The 20552-nt window shown below is 65.9% G+C and carries 26 protein-coding genes; 13 read left to right on the forward strand and 13 right to left on the reverse strand.

Annotated features, from left to right (window positions below; genetic code table 11):
- Positions 1-15: 15 nt before the first annotated feature.
- A complete protein-coding gene (locus AC5RWD_RS02630; RefSeq protein ID WP_494018560.1) occupies positions 16-300 on the reverse strand; it encodes a hypothetical protein in 285 nt (94 codons plus the stop codon).
- A 177-nt stretch (positions 301-477) separates the two neighbouring features.
- Here AC5RWD_RS02630 and AC5RWD_RS02635 point away from each other — a divergent pair, with 177 nt between their 5' ends.
- Entirely contained in the window at positions 478-909 is a 432-nt protein-coding gene (locus AC5RWD_RS02635) for a LexA family protein (RefSeq protein ID WP_494018561.1), read from the forward strand.
- Positions 902-2185: a Y-family DNA polymerase gene (locus AC5RWD_RS02640; protein ID WP_494018562.1), complete on the forward strand. Its 1284-nt coding sequence runs from the start codon at positions 902-904 to the stop codon at positions 2183-2185. The genes AC5RWD_RS02635 and AC5RWD_RS02640 overlap by 8 nt, the downstream gene beginning before the upstream one ends.
- Positions 2186-2225: 40 nt before the next feature.
- Here the strand turns inward: AC5RWD_RS02640 and AC5RWD_RS02645 are convergent, their stop codons facing one another.
- Positions 2226-2426 carry a hypothetical protein gene (locus tag AC5RWD_RS02645; protein ID WP_494018563.1) on the reverse strand — a complete coding sequence of 67 codons (201 nt, stop codon included), beginning with the start codon at positions 2424-2426 and terminating at the stop codon, positions 2226-2228.
- A 177-nt stretch (positions 2427-2603) separates the two neighbouring features.
- Between AC5RWD_RS02645 and AC5RWD_RS02650 the strand changes: the two genes are divergently transcribed.
- From AC5RWD_RS02650 to AC5RWD_RS02665, 4 genes are all read left to right on the forward strand, one after another.
- Positions 2604-3110: a universal stress protein gene (locus AC5RWD_RS02650; RefSeq protein ID WP_494018564.1), complete on the forward strand. Its 507-nt coding sequence runs from the start codon at positions 2604-2606 to the stop codon at positions 3108-3110.
- 302 nt (positions 3111-3412) lie between these two features.
- The gene (locus AC5RWD_RS02655; protein ID WP_494018565.1) at positions 3413-3769 is read left to right on the forward strand and encodes a metal-sensitive transcriptional regulator; all 357 of its coding nucleotides are present in this window, start codon (positions 3413-3415) and stop codon (positions 3767-3769) included.
- A 61-nt stretch (positions 3770-3830) separates the two neighbouring features.
- Positions 3831-4061, forward strand: a complete 231-nt coding sequence (locus AC5RWD_RS02660) for a heavy-metal-associated domain-containing protein (protein WP_494018566.1) — start codon at positions 3831-3833, stop codon at positions 4059-4061.
- A gap of 82 nt (positions 4062-4143) precedes the next feature.
- Positions 4144-6549 (forward strand): heavy metal translocating P-type ATPase, encoded by a 2406-nt coding sequence (locus AC5RWD_RS02665; protein ID WP_494018567.1) that lies wholly within the window; start codon positions 4144-4146, stop codon positions 6547-6549.
- Positions 6550-6558: 9 nt separating this feature from the next.
- Here the strand turns inward: AC5RWD_RS02665 and AC5RWD_RS02670 are convergent, their stop codons facing one another.
- The gene (locus AC5RWD_RS02670; protein ID WP_410556494.1) at positions 6559-6831 is read right to left on the reverse strand and encodes a DUF2277 domain-containing protein; all 273 of its coding nucleotides are present in this window, start codon (positions 6829-6831) and stop codon (positions 6559-6561) included.
- Between the two features lie 214 nt (positions 6832-7045).
- Here AC5RWD_RS02670 and AC5RWD_RS02675 point away from each other — a divergent pair, with 214 nt between their 5' ends.
- The gene (locus AC5RWD_RS02675; RefSeq protein ID WP_494018568.1) at positions 7046-7309 is read left to right on the forward strand and encodes a hypothetical protein; all 264 of its coding nucleotides are present in this window, start codon (positions 7046-7048) and stop codon (positions 7307-7309) included.
- Between the two features lie 79 nt (positions 7310-7388).
- On the opposite strand, the gene AC5RWD_RS02680 is transcribed toward AC5RWD_RS02675, so the two are convergent.
- Positions 7389-8387, reverse strand: coding sequence for an EamA family transporter (locus AC5RWD_RS02680; protein ID WP_494018727.1), 999 nt, complete (start codon positions 8385-8387; stop codon positions 7389-7391).
- A gap of 131 nt (positions 8388-8518) precedes the next feature.
- On the opposite strand from AC5RWD_RS02680, the gene AC5RWD_RS02685 reads away from it, so the two are divergent.
- Positions 8519-9064 (forward strand): CGNR zinc finger domain-containing protein, encoded by a 546-nt coding sequence (locus tag AC5RWD_RS02685; RefSeq protein WP_494018569.1) that lies wholly within the window; start codon positions 8519-8521, stop codon positions 9062-9064.
- A 106-nt stretch (positions 9065-9170) separates the two neighbouring features.
- Here the strand turns inward: AC5RWD_RS02685 and AC5RWD_RS02690 are convergent, their stop codons facing one another.
- From AC5RWD_RS02690 to AC5RWD_RS02700, 3 genes are all read right to left on the reverse strand, one after another.
- The gene (locus tag AC5RWD_RS02690; RefSeq protein WP_494018570.1) at positions 9171-9572 is read right to left on the reverse strand and encodes a hypothetical protein; all 402 of its coding nucleotides are present in this window, start codon (positions 9570-9572) and stop codon (positions 9171-9173) included.
- 113 nt (positions 9573-9685) lie between these two features.
- Positions 9686-10279, reverse strand: a complete 594-nt coding sequence (locus AC5RWD_RS02695; RefSeq protein ID WP_494018571.1) for a hypothetical protein — start codon at positions 10277-10279, stop codon at positions 9686-9688.
- Between the two features lie 47 nt (positions 10280-10326).
- On the reverse strand, positions 10327-11679 hold the full coding sequence (locus AC5RWD_RS02700) for an MATE family efflux transporter (protein ID WP_494018572.1): 1353 nt from the start codon (positions 11677-11679) through the stop codon (positions 10327-10329).
- A gap of 158 nt (positions 11680-11837) precedes the next feature.
- Between AC5RWD_RS02700 and AC5RWD_RS02705 the strand changes: the two genes are divergently transcribed.
- Positions 11838-12272, forward strand: coding sequence for a DoxX family protein (locus AC5RWD_RS02705; RefSeq protein WP_494018573.1), 435 nt, complete (start codon positions 11838-11840; stop codon positions 12270-12272).
- 141 nt (positions 12273-12413) lie between these two features.
- Here the strand turns inward: AC5RWD_RS02705 and aztD are convergent, their stop codons facing one another.
- Positions 12414-13784, reverse strand: coding sequence for a zinc metallochaperone AztD (gene aztD, locus AC5RWD_RS02710; RefSeq protein WP_494018574.1), 1371 nt, complete (start codon positions 13782-13784; stop codon positions 12414-12416).
- A gap of 151 nt (positions 13785-13935) precedes the next feature.
- Here aztD and AC5RWD_RS02715 point away from each other — a divergent pair, with 151 nt between their 5' ends.
- A complete protein-coding gene (locus AC5RWD_RS02715; protein ID WP_494018575.1) occupies positions 13936-14910 on the forward strand; it encodes an acyl-CoA thioesterase in 975 nt (324 codons plus the stop codon).
- 17 nt (positions 14911-14927) lie between these two features.
- On the opposite strand, the gene dnaB is transcribed toward AC5RWD_RS02715, so the two are convergent.
- Entirely contained in the window at positions 14928-16313 is a 1386-nt protein-coding gene (dnaB, locus tag AC5RWD_RS02720; protein ID WP_494018576.1) for a replicative DNA helicase, read from the reverse strand.
- Positions 16314-17019: 706 nt separating this feature from the next.
- On the opposite strand from dnaB, the gene AC5RWD_RS02725 reads away from it, so the two are divergent.
- Complete coding sequence (locus AC5RWD_RS02725; RefSeq protein ID WP_494018577.1) at positions 17020-17496, forward strand: hypothetical protein; 477 nt, start codon at positions 17020-17022, stop codon at positions 17494-17496.
- Positions 17497-17498: 2 nt separating this feature from the next.
- Positions 17499-18065, forward strand: a complete 567-nt coding sequence (locus AC5RWD_RS02730; protein WP_494018578.1) for a hypothetical protein — start codon at positions 17499-17501, stop codon at positions 18063-18065.
- 24 nt (positions 18066-18089) lie between these two features.
- Here the strand turns inward: AC5RWD_RS02730 and AC5RWD_RS02735 are convergent, their stop codons facing one another.
- Positions 18090-18434, reverse strand: a complete 345-nt coding sequence (locus tag AC5RWD_RS02735; RefSeq protein WP_494018579.1) for a TFIIB-type zinc ribbon-containing protein — start codon at positions 18432-18434, stop codon at positions 18090-18092.
- A 37-nt stretch (positions 18435-18471) separates the two neighbouring features.
- Complete coding sequence (locus tag AC5RWD_RS02740) at positions 18472-19098, reverse strand: FMN reductase (RefSeq protein WP_494018580.1); 627 nt, start codon at positions 19096-19098, stop codon at positions 18472-18474.
- Between the two features lie 108 nt (positions 19099-19206).
- On the opposite strand from AC5RWD_RS02740, the gene AC5RWD_RS02745 reads away from it, so the two are divergent.
- Positions 19207-19629, forward strand: a complete 423-nt coding sequence (locus AC5RWD_RS02745; protein WP_494018581.1) for a DUF1801 domain-containing protein — start codon at positions 19207-19209, stop codon at positions 19627-19629.
- Between the two features lie 119 nt (positions 19630-19748).
- Here the strand turns inward: AC5RWD_RS02745 and rplI are convergent, their stop codons facing one another.
- Positions 19749-20201, reverse strand: coding sequence for a 50S ribosomal protein L9 (rplI, locus tag AC5RWD_RS02750; protein ID WP_076799464.1), 453 nt, complete (start codon positions 20199-20201; stop codon positions 19749-19751).
- Positions 20202-20219: 18 nt separating this feature from the next.
- Positions 20220-20459 (reverse strand): 30S ribosomal protein S18, encoded by a 240-nt coding sequence (rpsR, locus tag AC5RWD_RS02755; protein ID WP_003800144.1) that lies wholly within the window; start codon positions 20457-20459, stop codon positions 20220-20222.
- Between the last annotated feature and the right edge of the window lie 93 nt (positions 20460-20552).

A 20552-nucleotide genomic window follows, 5' to 3' on the forward strand; every position in this document is an offset into this window, starting at 1 on the left:
TCGCGAGAGACGGCCCTAGGACCCAGTCCTCGCACGGTCTTTGGCGGTGCCGGCTTTCGCGGCACGGTTTCGCCACCACCGGCGGAGCAGATCGGCGGCGGCCAGGATTCCGGCCAGCGGCGTCAGGACGGCGGCGGCGTAAACGAACAGCAGCCAGGTGAGCGTGGCGATCGGCGGCTGGCTCCGGCTCAGCAGGGACAGTCCGCCAAACAGGCCCGCAACCCAGAAGACCACCACCAGCGTCAGCACGGCTGCTGCCGGAAAGTACTCGTTCCGCACCACCCTCTTCAAGGTTTCCACCACTGATCCTCCTGCGCCTTGCATCCCCATGAGACCAGTATGCGACGCCGACCCGCTGCGGCGGAGACGGCACGACGAACGTGTGATGAATACAACCGCTGCCCGTGCCGGGCTGCTTTCTGTCGGCGCCGGGGACTACACTGGATTATCGAACATATATTCGAAAAAAGGTGTGTTGTGGGCGTGATTATTGGTCCCCGCGTGATAGAGGCGGGACTTTCCTTGCGGCTGGTGCTGATCTCGCCGGTGGCCGTGGCGGCGGGCTTCCCGTCGCCTGCCCAGGACTACTTTGACGGGCGCATCGACCTGAACGAGCACCTGATCAAGGACATCACCAGCACCTACATCGTCCGGGTGTCCGGGGACTCCATGGAGCAGGCCGGCATCAGCGACGGCGACGAACTGATCGTCAACCGTGCACTGGAACCGCGGGACGGATCCGTGGTGGTCGCGGTGCTGGATGGCGAGCTCACCATCAAGCGTTTGAAGATCACCGCGGCCGGTGTGGTGCTCCAGGCGGCCAACCCCCTGTATCCGGACATCAGCGTCCCCGCCCTCGCCGACCTCACCATCTGGGGAGTAGCCACGAGGTGCCTGCACCATGTCTGAGGCGCGGCAGCAGATTGCGCTAGTGGACGTGAATTGCTTCTACGCCAGCGCGGAGCGTGCCTTCGACCCCTCCCTCGAAGGCAAGCCGCTGGTGGTGCTCTCCAACAACGACGGCTGTGCCGTGACCCGCAGTCCGGAGGCCAAAGCTTTGGGAATCAGCACGGGTGAACCGTGGTTCAAGATCGCCCCACGGGCCAAGGAGTGGGGCCTCGTTGCCCGGTCCAGCAACTACGAACTGTACGGCGACATCAGTGCCCGCGTCATGGAACTTCTGGGACGCTACTCTGCCTGGCTCGAGGTCTACAGTATCGACGAGGCTTTCCTGGGCATCAAGGGCAGCCCCGAACAGGTGATGGCACTTGGACGGGCCATCAAGGCCGCGGTCCAGCGCAACGTCGGGGTGCCCGTGTGCGTCGGCATCGCCGGCACCAAGACGCTCGCCAAACTCGCCAACCGCTGGGCCAAGAACAACGCCGCGCTGGGAGGGGTGTGCCGCTGGGAGTCGATGCCCCCGGAGGCGCGTGAACTGCTCATGGCCCGGCTGCCGGTCTCGGAAGTCTGGGGCGTGGCGGGCCGGCTGGAAAGGCGGCTGAACGCCATGGGGATCTGCTCCATCCTGGAGCTGAGCCGGGCGGACCCGGTGATGGTGCGCGACCGCTTTTCGGTGGTGCTGATGCGCACCGTACTGGAGCTGCGCGGCACTCCCTGCATTCCGCTGGAGGAGGAGCGCGTGGGGCGGGACCAGCTGATCTTCTCCCGCTCGTTTTCCACTCCCCTGACCTCGGTCCCCCAATTTCGACAGGTCCTGAGCGTGTATGCCCAGCAGGCCAGTGCCCGGCTCGCCCGGCACCACCTTCAGGCCAAGGTCCTGACAGCATTCGCCGGCACGTCCCATTACAACCCGAACGACAAGTCGTTCCCCTCGGTGTGCGTTCCCCTGCCCATGGCCACCGCAGACCCGGTGCTGCTCACCCGGGCCGCCCACGCCCTGCTTCCCGCGATCCGGGACGGCGTCAAATACGCCCGTGCCGGCATCATGGTCACGGACCTGCGGCCTTCCGGCAATCAGCAGCCACTCGAGCCCTTCACCAACCCGCACGAGGAACGCGGAATCGGCCCGCTGCTTGAGCAGATCAGCCGGAAGTACGGCAGGGGCACGATCGGGCTCGGGTTCGCAGGCCTGAGGAGCGGCCTTGACTGGACCATGAAGCGTGACATGCGTTCGCCGCGCTACACCACGCACTGGGACGAGTTACCTGTGGTGCGGGCGGCCTGACCGGCCCGCGGGTGCGCGAACCGGTGAGTCCACGAACTCCTCAGTCCACGAACTCAGACTGCGTCTCGATGAAATCCCACTCGGCTTCGGTGAGGACTGCCTGCGGGGTATCCGGGTGCGGACCTCCCGCTTCGGCGATCCCCTGCATCACGAACAGCGGAATGTCGCCGGCCCGCAGGTTCTCACGAAGCCATTCCTTGCTTTTCAGGTCCAGATCAAGCCACCACATGTAAATCTGCATGGGATGCCGCCTTTCTACGTCTCCACGCTAGGCTTGCGGCGGCCGGGATTCAAGGAGAATTCTGTAGCCGCCCGCACGGAGCAGCCGCCGCACCGCAGGGTCTAAAACAGCCGCTGAGCTGGGGCGAAGGCGCGGATGGCTCTGGTGTTTCCCGACGCCGCGGGCACACAATTGATTATGGATGCAGAGCATTTCAGCGGGCCGCCTCCCCTCCTCGTGGGCATGGTCCCCGGCCAGCATCCGGAGGTCCTTAAGACCGCAGTCACCCTCGCCCGGAAGCTGTCGGCCCCTTTGCTCTGCGCCTATGTGGACGAGGCAAGCTATCTCGTCGAGTGGGACCCGGCACGCTCCGCGCACCGCCTTTCCCTGCATCCGGACAGGGACGACGACGATATCCGTTCCGTGACCACAGAACTGAAGTCTGTTATCACGTCGGCCCTCCAGGACGGCGGCCCGGCCTGGACCTTGCGCACGCTGGCCGGGGACCCCGCCCGCGCCCTCGGCAGGCTGGCCTCGGAAGTCAATGCCCCGATGATCATTGTTGGCACGCCGGAACGCGGCTTCGGGCACCGCATAACGGAACTCCTCAACGGTTCCGTGGCTGCCTGGCTCACCCATCACCAGAGCAGGCCCGTACTGGTGGTTCCCTTCCGGATGGCAGCGCATCAGGACCAGCCGGAATAGCCTGACGGCGGCTTCGGCACCGACTCCAGGCACCTGATTCATGCGCCCGGGGAAAGTAAAGCGAAAGTAGTTATTCGAGCCGGTGGCCAACTTGGCTACCGGCAAGTAAGCTAATCAGGCAGGCCGATAAAGAGGCCGCCCAAAGACTGCTCCGGAGTGCGTATCCCCCAATAACGCGCTCCGGAGCTTTTTGTTGCCCGAAATCTCGCCGGGTTTCCTTTCGCTTCCCAAGCTTTCGCACCCTCGCTGACCGTCCCGCATCTTCCTTGACTGATACCCCCTAGGGGTATAAGTTGGAGCGTATGGAGACTTCCGAAGGTCGGACGCCCACGGCGCCCAGCGAAGAAGCTGTAACTGATCCCCTGCAGCACGGCTACACGGCGGACAAGGATGCGTACCTGCGCCGGCTCCGGCGGATCGAGGGACAGGTCCGCGGAATCGCCCGGATGGTCGAGGAGGACAAGTACTGCATCGACATCCTCACGCAGGTCGCGGCCGTGACCAAGGCCCTGCACGCCGTCAGCCTGGGCCTCGTGGAAGAACACATCGGCCACTGCGTTGTCGGGGCTGCCTCTGAACCTGATCCTGGTCTGCGGGCCGAGGCCATCGACGTCAAGGTCAAGGAGGCGGCTGGTGCCATCGGGCGCCTGCTGCGCTAACGGCAAACCCACCACCCATCCAGCTGGCCAACCCAGTCAGCGAACCAACGAGGAGTCAGCAATGAGCACCATCTCCACAAAGGTCCACGTCTCCGGAATGACCTGCGGGCACTGTGTTTCCGCCGTCAGCGAGGAGCTCGAGGCACTGGCTGGCGTCGAGGACATCGACATCGACCTCAACGCGGGCGGCATTTCGACTGTCACCATCACCTCCACGCAGAAGCTCTCCCCCTCGGAAATCGGCGAGGCCGTGGCCGAGGCGGGCTACCTGGTGGTGGCCAACGAGGCTTGACCCCCGCCTCCAACTCGCACTGAGCACGGCCAGAGCGCCGGATACCACCACAGCACCGAGCACCACCACAGAAGGACCATTCATGCGCACCGAACACCTTCCCGCAGGCTCGGCCGAGCGGGTGATCGAACTCGACGTCGAGGGTATGACCTGCGCGTCGTGCGTGAACAGAGTGGAAAAGAAGCTCGCCAAGCTCGACGGCGTCCAGGCCACCGTCAATCTCCCCCTGGAAACGGCGCACGTAACAGTCCCGGCAGGCATCACGGACCAGCAGATCACCGACCAGGTGGCCGCCGCCGGCTACAAGGCAAAAGTCAGGCCAGCCCACTACCCGACGACGCAGGCAGCCGACGCCGGTGCCGGAGTGCAGAAGCGTGCGCCTAAGCAAGGAACGAGCGAGCACGCGGAGCATGGCGGACCGGCGGAGGACCAGGACCACATGGCCCATGGCGGCAAGGCATCCGAACTGAAACCGCGCCTGCTGGTCGCGGCAGTCCTGGCCGTCCCGGTGTTCCTGATCTCGATGTTTCCCGCCTTCCAGTTCCCCAACTGGGGCTGGGTGGTGGCTGCCCTGGCGCTGCCCGTGGTCAGCTGGGCGGCCTGGCCGTTCCACAAGGCGGCCGCCATCAACGCCCGCCACTTCGCTTCCACCATGGACACCTTGGTGTCGCTCGGCGTCATCGCCGCCTACCTGTTTTCCGCCTGGCAGCTCCTCGCCAGCCCCCGCCTGACCGAACACCCCGGCATGGAGGAAATGGGGACGGGTTCCGGCGGCCTGTACTTCGAGGTGGCCAGCGTGGTCACCACTTTCCTCCTGCTGGGACGTTTCCTGGAGGCTAACGCCAAGTCGAAGGCCGGGGACGCCCTGCACGCCCTCCTGGACCTCGGCGCCAAGGATGCCACAATCCTGCAGGACGGCACCGAGATAAAAATCCCCGCCAGCCGGCTGGCGGTCGGGGACCTGATAGTGGTCCGCCCCGGGGAGAAGATTGCTACCGACGGAGTGGTGGTGGACGGCGCCTCGGCGGTGGACGCCTCGCTGGTCACCGGCGAATCGGTTCCCGTGGACGTCGGTCCGGGCAGCCTGGTCACCGGTGCCACCATCAACACGTCCGGCCGGGTGCTGGTCCGGGCCACGCGTGTCGGCGCCGAAACCACCCTGGCCCAGATGGGGCGGCTCGTTTCGCAGGCGCAGACCGGCAAGGCGCCGATCGCCCGGCTGGCTGACCGGATCAGCTCCGTATTCGTGCCGGTGGTCCTGGCCATCGCCGTCCTCACGTTCGGCGGCTGGCTGCTGACCGCCGGCCCGGACATCACGGGGCCGGAGCTTCGCGCAGCCTTCACGGCCGCGGTGGCCGTGCTGGTCATCGCATGCCCCTGCGCCCTTGGCCTGGCAACCCCCGTGGGCCTCCTGACCGGGACGGGCCGCGGTGCCCAACTGGGCATCCTCATCAAGGGTCCGCAGGTCCTGGAAGACACCCGCACTGTGGACACCATCCTGCTGGACAAGACCGGAACCGTCACCAGCGGCCAGCTGTCTGTCGTCGCAACCGAAGCGTTCGTCCCGTTCAGCGAGGCGGAGGTCCTGCGGCTGGCCGGTGCCGTCGAGTCGGCGTCGGAGCATCCGATCGCCGCCGCGATCGCTGCGGCCGCAAGGTCAGCCGTGCCCGCCGCGGGCCGGCGGCCGTACACCAGCCACAGCGGCAGCGAAGCGGACGACGGCGCGGGCCTGCCCGCCGTCGTCGGCTTCCGTTCCGCGCCGGGCGGCGGAGTGGTGGGAACCGTTGAAGGCCGGCTCGTGGTTGCCGGGCGCAGCGGTTGGCTCCGGGAGAACGGCGTTGAGCCCACGCCGGCGCAGGATCAGGCGCTCCGCACCGCTGAAGAGTCCGGCGCCACGGCAATCTGGGTGGCCGTGGACGGCGAGGCTGCCGGCATCATCGAGCTGCGCGACACGGTCAAGGCGGGGTCGAAGGCGGCTGTCGCACGACTCAAGGCACTGGGCCTGCGGCCCATCCTGCTCACGGGCGACAACGCCGCGGTCGCAGCCCAGGTGGCTGCCGACGTCGGAATCGACGCGGATGATGTCTTCGCCGGCGTGCTGCCAGAAGGCAAGGTGGAAGCCGTCCGTCGGCTGCAGGCCGGCGGCGCGACCGTGGCCATGGCAGGTGACGGCGTGAACGACGCCGCGGCCCTGGCGCAGGCCGACCTCGGCATCGCAATGGGCTCCGGCACGGACGTGGCGATCGAAGCCGCCGACCTGACCGTCATGGGCAACGACCTCGGGCAGGTGGCCACCGCAATCGAGCTGTCCCGGCGCACGCTGGCCACCATCAAGACCAACCTGTTCTGGGCCTTCTTCTACAACGCGGTGGGCATTCCGGTGGCGGCCCTCGGCCTGCTCAACCCCATGGTGGCCGGCGTGGCGATGGCCGCGAGTTCGGTGCTGGTGGTGGCCAACTCGCTCAGGCTGCGCCGATTCGGCAGGTAGTACCCAACGCTAGGCCGTCCCGAAGCGGACGGCCGCACGCGCCTTCGCCTTGGCCGCTTCCTCGTCGCGGTCCTTCGCGGGGGCATGGGTCACAAGGGACTCGAGCAGGTGCTGGGTCACATGTGCTATCTCGTGGACGGCGCGCTCGAACGCCTCCTCGTTGGCCTTCGAGGGCTTGGTACTGCCGCTGATTTTTCGCACATACTGCAGCGCCGCGGCGTGTATCTCCTCTGACGTTGCGTGCGGTTCGTAGTTGTGGAGGGTACGGATATTCCGGCACATACCCTCATGCTAGGCTCTGGAACGCCGAGGATCGACCCTTCCGTGTCCGCTTCGGGCGGAGCATGTGCCCATGGGGAGGACTGCATGGGGAGCGCTGCCCATCGACACTCTTTTGGGCCGGAGGATAGTTTTTAGGCAATGGATCTTCCGGACGAGCCGGAGGCCGCTGGGGATGCCGACTGGATCGGGTCCGTTGATTAAAGGAGATTATCTAATGGCTCTTATGGGTGCAGACATTCAGCAGCTGAAGACCCTGGGCAGCAAGCTGCAGGCTGGTTCGAATGAAATCGAGAAGCAGAAGTCCCTGCTGTCCAAGGCGCTTGAAGGCACCGACTGGAGGGGCCCGGACGCTGACAAGTTCCGCAGCGACTGGCAGGGCCACGCCGCAGCCCTCACCAGGGTGGCCCAGGCCCTGGACGAGGCCGGCAAGCAGGCCAGCCGCAACGCTTCCCAGCAGGAGGAAGCATCCCGCAGCTAGACCGGGAACGCACCGGAGGGCCGGACGCGTTGCGTCCGGCCCTCCGGCATTTAAGCTCTGTAACCAAGTCAATGAAGACTCAGGGAACGGGTTCGACGTCGTTCGCATGGTCAAGCTGTGCACACACCGCAGCCTGGGCCCCCGATTTGGCACCCCGGAGCTCGTCCAGCCGGACGAACAGCACCCCGCCGACGATCAGCACTCCCCCGAGGAGCTGAATGGCACCGGGCAGTTCACCCAGCAGCAGCCAGGCCCAGATCACGGCAAACAGTACTTCGGTGAGGGACACGAACGAGGCCACTTTGGTGCCGAGTGCGCGTGCAGCCATGATCCCGGAGACGTAGGCCAGGACAGTCGCCAGCACCACCAGACCGCCCAGCGGAACCCACCACGGCGTGGTCCACGGACCGAGCCTGGTGTCGGCTGTGCTCATGGCCATGGGAAGGAGGCCGGTGGCCGCCGCCAGCCACATGACCGCGGCACCCACCAAGAGCCCGCCCGACGCAAGGACGATGGGCGGCAGGGTGTCGTTCTCCTTGGCCGTGAGGAAGAAATAGATAGCTAGGCAGACAGCCGCGGCAAGGCCCCAAAGCACCCCGACGGCGTCGACCTTCACAGCACCGGTGAGGTCAAGGACGAGGATCAGACCGCCCAGGGACAGCAGCGTTCCTGCGATCGTGAGGGGGCGCGGCCGCTTCCGGCTGACCACCCAGAGCCACAGCACAATCAATACGGGGCCGAGGTATTCGAGCAGAAGTGCCACGCCAACGGACAGCCGGGCCACTGCGTTGAAGTAGAACAGCTGGCACCCTGCGACGCCAATCAGGCCAAACAGGACAATGGTCAGCCAGTTCGACCTCAGCTGGTGCCACCGGCCCCGGAGCGCCGGAACCGCGGGGATTGCGAGGATCAGCGCGGCACCGGTCAGCCGGGCGGTGACGGCAGCCCCGGGCGTCCAGCCGGTTTCCAGCATGGCCTTGGCGAAGGAGCCGGAAAGCCCAAAGATCGCGGAGGAAAAAAGGGCGACACCCAGTCCTGACGCGAGGAAGCCGGAGGCATTGGCCGTGGCCGGAGCCACCCCCGAAGCGGGAGCCGCGGAAGTTGGAGCCGTTTCGGCGCGGTTGTTCGATGCGGGCACGGATGCCTCCCGTCAGGAGTAAAATGGGGTATTGGTCCTGACACTACGCCCCCGCATTGTAAGGAGTCAAGGTGGTCTTTGCCCCTGACACGGAAGTCTCGCTGCGCTTCGTGGTGAACCTCATCAACTCGGCCGCCAACGGCGAGGAACACCTCGCCGCAGTGGAGGATCTGGACGAGTTCCTGCGGCAGGAAGGCTTCACCGGTTCCCGAACCCACGACGCGGCGGAACTGTCCAGCATCCACGCACTGCGGACTGAACTGGCAACCCTGTGGACGGCGGATGAGGATACGGCCGTGGCTGGCGTGAACCGGCTCCTGCGCGAAGCCCAGGCACTCCCCCAGCTCCTCAAGCACGACCAGTGGGACTGGCACCTACACGCCACCACGCACGATGCCCCGCTGGCGGACAGGATGGGCACCGAAGCGGCCATGGCGCTGGCTGATGTGATCCGCAGCAAAGAGATGGACCGCATGCTCGTGTGCGCGGCCGATGACTGCGACGCGGCCGTGCTCGACCTCAGCCGGAACCGCTCCAAGCGATACTGCGACACGGGAAACTGCGCCAACCGCGCGCACGTGGCGGCGTACCGGGCGCGCCGTGCCAGCGGAGAGTAGTTAGGGCCAACGGAGAGTAGTCAGCGCCCACCGGGAAGTAGTCAGCGGAAGGCAGGCAGCGCGCGGCAGAGACTAAACCGCGCCGGCGCGGCTGGCTGCCGGGGCGTTAGGAGGCTGCGCCGTCGGGTCCGGAGTCACCGGATCCGGCCGAACCCGGGGCATCCGGGCGGCGCTGGGTGCCCTCATTTCGGGTACCCTGCGTCCCGTGGCCTCCGTGTCCCTGCGACGGCTTCCGGGCGGAGCTCAGGTTCACTCCGGAGCCCTTCCCCAGGTGGGCGGCGTTGTCCTTGTAGCTCATGGACAGCATCGCGGCGATGACAAGGGTGACAATAAAGGCAATGCCGGCGGCAGTGAAGGCCAGGTCGAACCGCGGCGACCGGGCACTGCCGCCGGAAGCAAAAATCAGCACTGCGAAGAACGCAACCACAGCCCAGAAGGCGGAGAACATCAGGGGTCCCTTCACCGAGGTCCGCAGATTGCGCGGTTCTCCTGGTTTCTGGTGTGCCAAGGTGATTCCTCCCGTGCGGGCGGCGTGATGCGGCCTGCCCGCTGTGATGTGTGCTGGTCCTGAAGGGGTGCTGGTTCGCGAAGGCTGTTCTACAAGGGGTAGAAGCCCTGACACTAGTTTACGGCCTTTGGCACGTCCGCCCGCGCATCGTGCCGGAGCGAGAGGCCCGCCAGGATCCAGAGCACGCCCGAAATAATTGCGCCGCCGCCGGCAACCCCCAGCAGCGCATGCGGGCCAAGGCCCGCAAAGAATGGCAGCGTGCCGGCCGTGCCCAGCCCGATAATTCCGGAGGCCAGCCAGTCGCGGGCCAGGACATGCCGTCCGCGGAACCTGATGCCCAGGTACAGTTCAGCCGCCGCCGCCGCGGCCAGGCCCAGAGCGCCAATCACGGCGAACACCAGGCTGCCATGCAGGAACAGCAGGGCCACACCGGCACCGGTGAGGGCAGCTCCCGCGGCCGACAACACGCGGCCGGCAGGCGCGTCGCGGCGGAAACCGGTCAGCGGAATGCCCCACAGCAGGATCAGGCCGGTGGCCAGCAGATACACTCCGCCCGTCAGCGACATTCCGGTCACGGAAGGCGCCGCCCAGAACACAGTCATCGCACCGAAGACCAGCGCGGCGGCGGCCCGCAGCAGGGCGGGTTTCCACAGCTCCGCCGAGGAGGCAGGCACATCGGATTCAGCAGGCTTAGCGGGGGAAGTCACCGCTCCAGTTTAGTGCGCCGGCCTCCGCCCGCGAATCCGGCAGCAGGCTAGGAGCCGAGCACCATCCAGCGGTCTGTCCTGGCTCGCAGTCCCAGCGTCACCGCGCGGGCGCACATGTAGCCCAGCGAAAAGGCCACCCACACCCAAACCAGCGCCGCCGCGCCGTCGGCACCGGCGAGCGGCACCGCAAGCAGCAGCGGAAGGTACACCGCAAGATTTACGACGCCGGCAATCGCCAGATACTTCGCGTCGCCAGCCCCGATCAGCACGCCGTCGAGGACGAACACGTACCCTGCAAGGGGTTGGCCTGCGGCCAGAACCCACAGGGCCGCGGTCAGCACCGACTGGACACCGGCGTCGGGCGTGAAAAGGGCACCGGCGAACGGGGCCGCCAGGGCGAGCAGCACCCCGGTAGCCATACCGAAGCCTGTGCCCCAGCGGATCATGGTCCGGGTCAGGATCCGGGCTTTGCCGGGGTTGGACGCCCCCAACTCCTTGCCGATCAGCGCCTGCGCTGCGATGGCCAGGGCGTCCAGCGCGAAGGCGAGGAATGTGAAGACCGTCATGGCCAGCTGGTGGGCAGCCAGGTTCACGGCACCCTGGGCGGTGACCACGAGCACGGTGGCAAGGATGGCGATGCGCAGGCTGAGGGTCCGCAGCATGAGCCAGGAGCCCACCTTGGTCATGGCCCGGATCCCGTGCCAGTCGGGCAGCAGGCTGACGCCGTGGCGACGGGCGTTGCGCTGCACCATCACCAGATACACGGCGGCCATGGCCCACTGCGCGATGCTGGTTCCCAGGGCAGACCCGGACACAGACAGCCCAAGTCCGTAAACAAACACCAGGTTCAGCACGATGTTCAGCGAAAAACCCGCCGTGGCCACCACCAGCGGCGTCCGGGTGTCCTGCAGCCCCCTCAGCACGCCCGTGCCGGCAAAGATCAGCAGCATCGCGACCAACCCGGGCATCGACCAGCGTAAATAGTCCACGGCGAATGTGCGGATCTCCGGACCCGGTCCCATGAGCCCGATCAGCGGCTCCGCGGCGAAGAACCCAGCCATCGCCAGCGCGGTCCCGAGCAGCAGGGCGAGCCAGACGCCGTCGCGTCCGGCAGCCAGCGCCCTGCCCAACTGGCCGTCCCCTACCGCCCGCGCCACCGCGGGGGTGGTGGAGTAAGCCAGGAAAACCATCAGCCCCACCGCGGTATGCAGCACCGCCGAGGCCAGTCCGACGCCGGCCAACTGGGCAACGCCCAGGTGCCCCACGATGGCCGAATCGGCAAGCAGAAAGAGCGGTTCGGCGATCAGCGCGCCAAAGGCGGGCACGGCAAGCCGGAGGATTTCACGGCCGTGGCTCTCGGGTTTTGGCGTGGAAACGGCGGCGGAAGGCGAGTGGGGCACGGGTTCAGCCTAGCTGCCGCAAAAAAGATAACCACGACACATTAGTTGACACTTCAACAAAATTTCGGGAGAGTGGAAGAGAAGCTTCACCCGACGCGCTCCGGACCGCATGCGCAACAGAGACAACCCCCCAATCGATTCGAACGGTGAGAATCTCCATGAACCAGTCCACCCAGACCACCACAGCCCTGACTATCCTGCGAGTGATCGCGGGATTCCTCTTCGCCGCACACGGCTGGCAGAAGTTCAACGAATTCACCATCGCCGGCACGCAGGCGTCCTTCGCCAAGATGGGGGTACCGGCCGCGGAGATCGCCGCTCCCGTTGTCGCCACCCTGGAGCTGGTGGGCGGCGTTGCCCTCATCCTCGGCGTGCTGACCCGCGTTTTCGCCGCCCTGCTCGCAGTGGACATGCTTGGCGCCCTATTCCTGGTCCACGCCTCGGCCGGGGTTTTCGTGGCCACCGGCGGTTACGAACTGGTGCTCCTGCTTGCAGCCGGGGCACTGGCTGTCGCCGTCGCCGGAGCCGGCCGCCTCTCGGCCGACGCAGCCCTGTTCGGCCGCAGCGATTCAAAGCTCAAGGTACTCGCGTAACCTTCCCGGTTATGCAGCACCGCTCCAGAGCGGTGACTGTCCAGATAACAACGACGGCGGCTGCTCGCCTGGCGCTTCGGTGCCCGGTGGGCGGCCGCCGTCGTTTTAATCTCTTCGATGGTTTCAGCCGGTGTTGCTAACTCAGCCGGTGACGCCCGTCAGTTCATCGGGCGTGTGGGCCAACGTTGCTGTGCGGACGGTCTTCCCTGTCTTCAGATCGACCGCGTGGAGTTTCCGCGTGGCCGGTTCGGTTACGTAGGCGGTGGAACCCTGGACGTACAGGGTGGGCCGCGGGTCCTGCCACGCCTCGGGCTCCTGCCACGCGGGCACTACAGGGACCGTGGTCACGGTGGCGCCGGTCAACGGATTGAGAACACGCAGCGTGCCGTCGGTGCCAAGAACCACCGCCTCACCGGCTGGCCCGCGCCCCAATGACCGGAAGGAATAGCTGGTCCCGAGTTCCACCAGCTTTAGGGATTTGGTGCCGGTGTTCACGAGTGAAATCCTGGTGGGCCGCTCCAGGACGGCATCCTTGTCCACCTTGTAGTCCCCGAGCACGACGGGCGACGCCGGGGAGCCGGCCTGGTTGCCCATCCTGCCGTAGGCGTCAGGGCTGGAGACCTTCGCGAACTTGCCGTCCTTGAACACCAGCATCCCGTCCTCACATCCGAAAACCACGGTGTTTTCGCCGGCTACCGCCTCACCATGGACGCCGGGGCAGCGCTGGCTCCGGAGGATCTCCTGACGGCCCTGACCCTCACCCTGCCCCAGGAGGGCCACGGCGTTGCGGGCATTCTCGTCCCCCACCGTCACCAGCAGCCTGCCGTCCGCCAGCTCCACCGCCACCCCATGGTGGGCTTTGGGCACGGTATAGGTTGACGTTTCCGGAAGACCGTCCTCCGCCAGCGATCCGAGTGCAGCCGATTCAAAGGACTCCACCTTGCCGGACCCGTCACTGAACAGGACGGTCCTGCCGGCGTGCCGCACCACATGGCCCGGCCTGCTCGCCTCAAACGCGTGGTCCGTCAGCGCGGGCCGGGCGGCGTAGGAATGGCCGTGGTCGCCGTGCCGCTCGGTCCAGGTGCCGGCATCAAGGACACGGAACGAGTCATTCGCCGCCACCAGGACGTGGCGGCCGTCCCCGGCAGGGCTGACGCGGTTGTAGCCGTCCAGTGCAACGTCCCCGGCAGGCTGAAGGGTGGCGGCGTCCAGCACTCCAATTCCGCCAGCATAGGTGTAGACCAGGCGCGCCTTAGGTGCGCGAAGCTCGGTGGGTGCTGTGGCCTCTGCGGACGGGGAAGGGTTGGCCGGACCGTCGGCGGCACCTTGCACGGGGCCAGCGGCACAGCCTGACAGCAGCAGGGCAGCTCCGCAGGCGGCGGCCAGCGGCGCCACGAGCGGCTTCCTGAAGGGGGTCTGGAGCCGCAGTGCGGACTTCCCCGCAAATGGCTCCGTCGAGGGGCCGCGGCGGGTGGTGGTCGGGGCAGGAAAAGTAAACTGTCTCTTCAGCATGGTACTAATGATAATCATTATCGTTAGAACAACTGCCACTCCGGCTCTTGCATGACGCGGGGATGCCGGGCCCGCTCGCCTTATGGCGTCCATGCACGCGTTTGTGAAGGCCGGGATCCGCGCCAGGGATAGCTGTCAGTAAACTGCGGTCATGAGCGAGACTGCCGCCAACTCAGTAACCCTCCGCTTCCTTGCCGCCCCCATGGACGTGGGCCACAGCGGATCCGTTGACGCCGGCACGGTGCTCGAATGGGTGGACAAGGCGGCATATGCGGCCGCCGTGGGCTGGGCCAAGTCCTACTGCGTCACCGCCTACGTGGGAAACATCCACTTTGCAGACCCGGTGAACATTGGCGACATGGTTGAGGTCACGGCCACTATCGTCTACACCGGCCGCTCCTCCATGCATATCCGAACAGCGGTTTCCTCGGGGGACCCCAAGGGCGGGCCGGCTACCATGCGCAGCCAGTGCATGGTGATCTTTGTGGCCGTTGGCGAGGACGGGAAACCCGTCCCCGTAAGGCAGTTCGAGCCGGTAACGGCAGAGGAACTGGAACAGCGGGACCACGCCCTGGCACGCATCGGGATCCGGGAGCGCATCGTGCAAGCCATGAGCGCCCAGGAATATACCGACGCCGGCACCGCCGAGCGCGTCGTCCTACGGTTCATGGCGGCGCCCACCGACGTTAACTGGGGCGGAAAAGTCCATGGCGGCATCGTCATGAAATGGATCGACGAGGCCGCATATGTCTGCGCCTCGCGCTACTGCGGCCGGGACACGGTAGCCGTCTTCTCCGGCGGCGTGCGCTTCTACCGGCCGCTGCTGATCGGCCACGTGGTGGAGGTGGAGGCCCGGCTGGTCTACACGGGCACCAAGGGCATGCACATTGCCGTACATGTCCGCTCCGGGGACCCCAAGGGCCGTGAATTGAACCTGACCACCTACTGCCTCACCGTGATGGTTGCCCGTGACGCCGAAGGCACCTCGGTCCCCATCCCGGCATGGACCCCCGTGTCCGAGGAGGACAAGCGGCTCCACGCCCACGCGCGGGAGCTCCTGCAGATCAGGGCAGCAGCCCCGGGAAACAGGCTCCCCAACCACCTGCTGCAGTCACAGCCGCACTAACCCCGGCAGCCTGCAGCCTAGAAGCCGCCGCCTCCTCCGGCATCCCCCGCCATGTTGGCGAACCGTGAGTAGTGGCCCTGGAACGCAACCACGATGTCCTTGGTGGGGCCGTTACGGTGTTTCGCCACAAGGATGTCTGCCTCGCCGGCACGCGGCGATTCCTTGTCGTAGACGTCCTCGCGGTGCAGCAGGATCACCATGTCGGCGTCCTGCTCGATGGACCCCGATTCACGCAGGTCCGAGACCATGGGGCGCTTGTCCTGGCGCTGCTCAGAACCACGGTTGAGCTGCGACAGCGCGATGACAGGGACCTGGAGTTCCTTCGCGAGCAGCTTCAGCGCACGGGAGAACTCGGAGACTTCCTGCTGGCGGGACTCCACCTTCTTGCCCGAACTCATCAGCTGCAGGTAGTCAAGGATCACGAGTTTGAGGTCGTGCTGCTGCTTGAGGCGGCGGCACTTGGCCCGGATCTCCATGAGGGACATGTTGGGGCTGTCATCAATGAACAGCGGGGCATCATTCATGCGCCCCATGGTGGTGGCGATCTTGGACCACTGCTCGTCCTTGATGGTGCCCTTGCGAAGGTCCTGCAGGCCGATCGTGGCTTCGGCGGACAGCAGACGCATGGCGATCTCGTTGCGCCCCATTTCCAGGGAGAACATCACGGTGCTCAGGTTGTTCTTGATGGCGGCCGAGCGGGCAAAGTCAAGCGCGAAGGTGGATTTACCCACGGCAGGACGGGCGGCAATGACGATCATCTGGCCCGGATGCAGCCCGTGCGTCAGCTCGTCCAGCTCGTAGAAGCCGGTGGGAACGCCCACCATGCCTTCGCCGCGGTGGCCGGAGGCCTCGATCTCATCCACCGTGGATTCCATGACGTCCTTCAGGACCACATAGTCTTCCGCCGTGCGGCGCTCGGCGACCGCGTAGACCTCCGCCTGGGCCTGGTTGACCAGGTCTTCCACCTCGCCATCCTGCCCGTAGCCGAGCTGGACGATCTTGGTGCCTGCATTGACCAGCCGCCGGAGTACGGCGCGCTCGGCCACGATCTCGGCGTAGTAGCCCGCGTTCGCGGCCGTGGGTACCGTCTGGATGAGCTCGTGGAGGTAGGCCGGTCCGCCGATCCGGTTGATCTCGCCGCGCTTGGTCAGCTCATCGGACACCGTGACGGCATCCGCGGGTTCTCCGCGGCCATAGAGGTCGATGACGGCCTCATAGATGGTTTCGTGGGCAGGACGGTAGAAGTCCTGCCCGCGCAGGATCTCAACCACGTCTGCAATGGCGTCCTTGGAGAGCATCATGCCGCCCAGGACGGACTGTTCGGCGGGGATGTCCTGGGGAGGTTTACGGCTGCCTTCGGATTCGCGGGTACCTTCGATTGAGTCCAGGTGCGTAATTGACAAAGCTGCCGTCCTCCATTGTGTCCGCAGTCCGTGCAGGAGGACTGAGGCGCGTGTGCCGTGTGCCGTGGGTGGTCCGCGCAGCAGGAATCTGCTGCCCGGGCTAATGCAACTACACCAGCAGGCCCTGACATTTTCGGTCCGGGCCGGTGAACCCCGGCGACGCCTCATCCACAGGTTTTCCACAGGGCAGCACAAACTTCCCGGAGCCCGGCTGGTCGCCGGCTCCGGTCTTCAGGCCGGTAGGAAAACTCACCCGAATGGGGCGTCTCCGCTACGTTAGCGTCCTGCTGGCCACTCACAAAGCCGGCAGTTTCGCACCTCTGTGGATAACGTGTGCACAAGATCCTGCTGCTTGTGCACAGCCTGTGGGGGAAGCTGTGGATAGAAATTTTCTTTGCCGCATATATGGGCCCTGACCTGCGGAAACATCAAAACTGGCCTGTGGACAAATTAAAATTTTGCAGCAACCTTCATCCACAGCCTTAACCGTCCGCTGGGGATACTGGCCGGTAGGTCCGCCGCCGGAGGGCGTTCTTGGCGCTTACATTCCCGCTTTGTGATACGGATCACCGGCATATGTCCCAGCCCGTCCCGCACTCATGCCATCTGGACGAATCTTCCCCTCAGGGGTCCTCACCGTCGGGCCGCACTATGCGCAGCCGGGCATATGCTGTGGATAAAACGGATCTGGCGTTAAGCTCTAGGTATGGGCGACGTACTGACAGTCTTGGTTCCTGCCCTTGTCCTCGCCGCAACCCTCTGGGCTCTCGCTACGGCACTGAAGCCGCATGATGGGGGCATGTCCGACGCCGACCGCTACCAGCTGGATCTGGCCCGGCGTTCCCAGGCCCACTACGCAGCCCAGGTTCAGTCGGCCATGGAGGCCAGGGCGCGCCTGGAGGCGGCGACCCTGCCAAGCCAGAACCGGCAGCAGCAGATCCAGCAGCAGGACCATCGCCCGAGGCCGCCGGGCAATCCTGGTTACGGTCCCGGCCACCATGCTGAGCAGCGGCACAGCTCTTATCCGGCGGCACTTGTGCCCGGTACGGTGCTTGACCCGCAGCTGGCGCTGCAGCTGCAGGCACTGGTGGGCAACGGGCAGAAGCTCCAGGCCATCAGGCTGTTGCGCCAGGCCACCCATTCCAACCTTTTGACCGCCAAGCAATATGTAGATCGGCTGTAACCATGGAATCGCTCCTGATCCCCTCACTGATCCTCGTGGCCGTGGCTGTCGCCGTGACCCTCGCGGCACGTGCGTTGAGCCGCCGCCGGCGCACGGTCCGGGAGCCGGCCAAACCGCCGGCGGAGTCCGCCGAGCTGGCAAGGGAAGCCGCAGCCAAGCTGTCCGAGGACGAACACAGGCGGCTGTATGCGCTTATTGCCCAGGGCCAGGCCATGGCGGCCATCAAGCTGTATTACGAGGTGTCAGGACAGGGACTGCGCGCGTCACGGGACGCGGTGGCCGCGCTGGCGGCCCACCCGCAGCCGTTCCGCTCTCCGGCCCAGGAACCCGGCGAACCTGAGGACGACGACGAGCCACCCCAGCGGTTCCCGTACAGGTACCGGGCCATTGCCAGCAAAGGCGATGTCACCCGGGAGGTCAGCAGCAACATGCTCAATGACGAGATCTATGGCCGCATCCGCACGCTCGCCAAGAGCGGCAACATCGAAGCGGCTGCCACCGCGCTGACCCGGCACTCGGACATCACCATGAAGCAGGCACGCGAATTCATCGCCCTGCTCGACGACTGACTGCCGCCGGGTGGCTGCAGCCTCCTAGAAGTCGAACAGGTCTCCCAGCCAGCCTTCCTTTTTCTTGTGGCGGCGGCGGTCATGATCGCGGTCGTACCCCTTGCCGTAGCTGCGGTCGTCGTAGCGCGGCTGGTCACGCCGCGGTTCGAAGTTGCGGTACAGCGGCGGAGCCATGCCGGGCGCAGGTGACGCCGGGGCAGGGGGAGCGGGCGCCGAAGGTGCGGCCGGCGCCCCCGCGTTGATCCGGTCGATGATCTTGTCCAGTTCGCCGCGGTCCAGCCACACACCCCGGCACTGCGGGCAGTAGTCGATTTCCACGCCGCTGCGTTCGCTCATGACCAGGTCTGAAGAATCAATGGGACATTTCATGCCCGGCACAACGAGCGGGTGCGGCGATTAGTTCGCGTCACTGCCGGCCTGAGATTCCGGCCAGCAGCTGTTCAAAGGGCAGCGACTCCAGCAGGGCCGGTTTGCGGCCCGGCTGGTCCCCTTCCAGGAGCCGGCTGAACTCCGCCGCCGCCCGTTCGATCCGCACCGAAAGGGGGGTGCCGCCGTCGTCCGTGTTTCCCCAGTCCTGGGGGCCGGCGAAGACGGCCGTGGCGGCAGTCCTTGTGCGCAGGTAGCTGAACAACGGACGCATGGCGTGGTCGAGGACCATCTGGTGGCGGTCCGTTCCGCCGGTGGCCCCCAAGAGGGCAGCCTTGCCGTCCAGGGACTTGGGGTCGAGCACGTCGATGAAGGACTTGAACAGCCCGCTATAGGAGGCGCTGAACACCGGTGAGACCGCGATGATGCCGTCGGAGGCCTCGACCCCGGCAATCACCTCTGCCAGCCGGGGCGGGGCAAAACCAGTGACGAAGTTGTTGGCGATGTCCGCGGCCAGTTCACGGAGCTCCACGATGTCGGTGGTCACTTCGTAGCCGGCGGCCGTCAGCTCCCGGGTGGCGGCAGCCGCCAGCTGGTCGGCCAGCAGGCGGGTCGACGACGGCACTCCCAGGCCGGCGGACAGAACGGTAATGCGGCGGGTCTCCATGGCGGTCTCCTCTGGTTGGCTCTGTATATGCATTTGCATCTATTCGCTAAACCGGGGAGGGTCTGCCTTTATTCCGCTGCGCAGTAAGCAGCCCAGTACACTGCGTCCATGGCGGATAACAAGACACAGGTGACAGGGGTTTCGGCGGACGACTTCATCGCGGCGCTGGAGCATCCGGTACGCCGGCAGGACGGCATGCGCCTTCGAGCCCTCATGGCGGAGCTGACGGGCCAGGAACCGGAGATGTGGGGTCCGACGATCGTCGGATTCGGCAGGGTGCACTATAAGTACGCCACCGGGCGCGAAGGAGACACTGCAGCGGTGGGGTTTTCTCCCCGCAAAGCCAGCCTGTCGCTGTATGGCCTTACAAACGCACCGGAGTCGGCTGCGCTCCTCGCCCGTCTGGGGAAGCACAAGACGGGCGCCGGCTGCCTCTACATCAATAAGCTGGCCGATGTCGATGAGACCGTGCTGGCCGAGCTGATCAGCCTCGGCTACCGCTATGGAACCACAGTCCTGCACAGCCCTTAGGCGGCCGGAGGAAAGCCGCCGAACGACGAAGCCCCCGCCGTCGGCTTCCCGGAGGAATCCGACGGCGGGGGCCGTCAGCAGTTCAGGACTGCAGGGTGATCCGGCCAGTGCCGGATCTACTACTTGCCTGCGACTACGTCGAGTTCGATCACAGCGGCAACGTCGTCGTGCAGACGGACGTTGGCCTGGTAGGAACCGACCGACTTGATGTGAGCCGGCAGTTCAACCTTGCGCTTGTCGATGCTGCCAAGGCCTGCGGCCTCAACGGCGTCGGCAACGTCGGCCTGCTTGACCGTGCCGAACAGGCGGCCGCTTTCGCCGGCCTTGACAACCAGCTTGACCGGCTTGGCGGACAGAGCGGCGGCCTGCTTCTGAGCATCTTCCAGGGAAGCGTGCTCGCGGGCGGCGCGGGCAGCCTTGATGGACTCAACCTGCTTCTCGCCACCCTTCGACCAGGTCAGGGCGAAGCCGCGGGGCAGCAGGTAGTTACGTGCGTAACCGTCCTTGACCTCGACAACGTCGCCAGCAGCACCGAGACCGGTTACTTCGTGGGTCAGAATGAGCTTTGCCATGTTAGTTAATCCCTTTCCTTAGCCCCGGCCAGCGCCGGAGTAGGGCAGCAGAGCAACTTCGCGGGCGTTCTTGATTGCCTGGGCGATCTTGCGCTGTTCCTGCACCGTGACGCCAGTGACGCGACGGGCGCGGATCTTTCCGCGGTCGGAGATGAACTTGCGCAGCAATGCTACGTCCTTGTAGTCGATGACAGTGATGTCAGCGGCCTTCAAGGGGTTGGACTTTGGTTTGGGCTTACGGAGTTCAGCCTTAGCCATCGTGGAGCTCCTATTCTAGGGAGCCCGTGAATCGTGATCCACGGGATGGTGGTGGTCCGATCGCGGCATGCCCGGAGCGTTCCGTGCGGAACG

The organism is Arthrobacter sp. CMU6 (genome assembly GCF_059090205.1).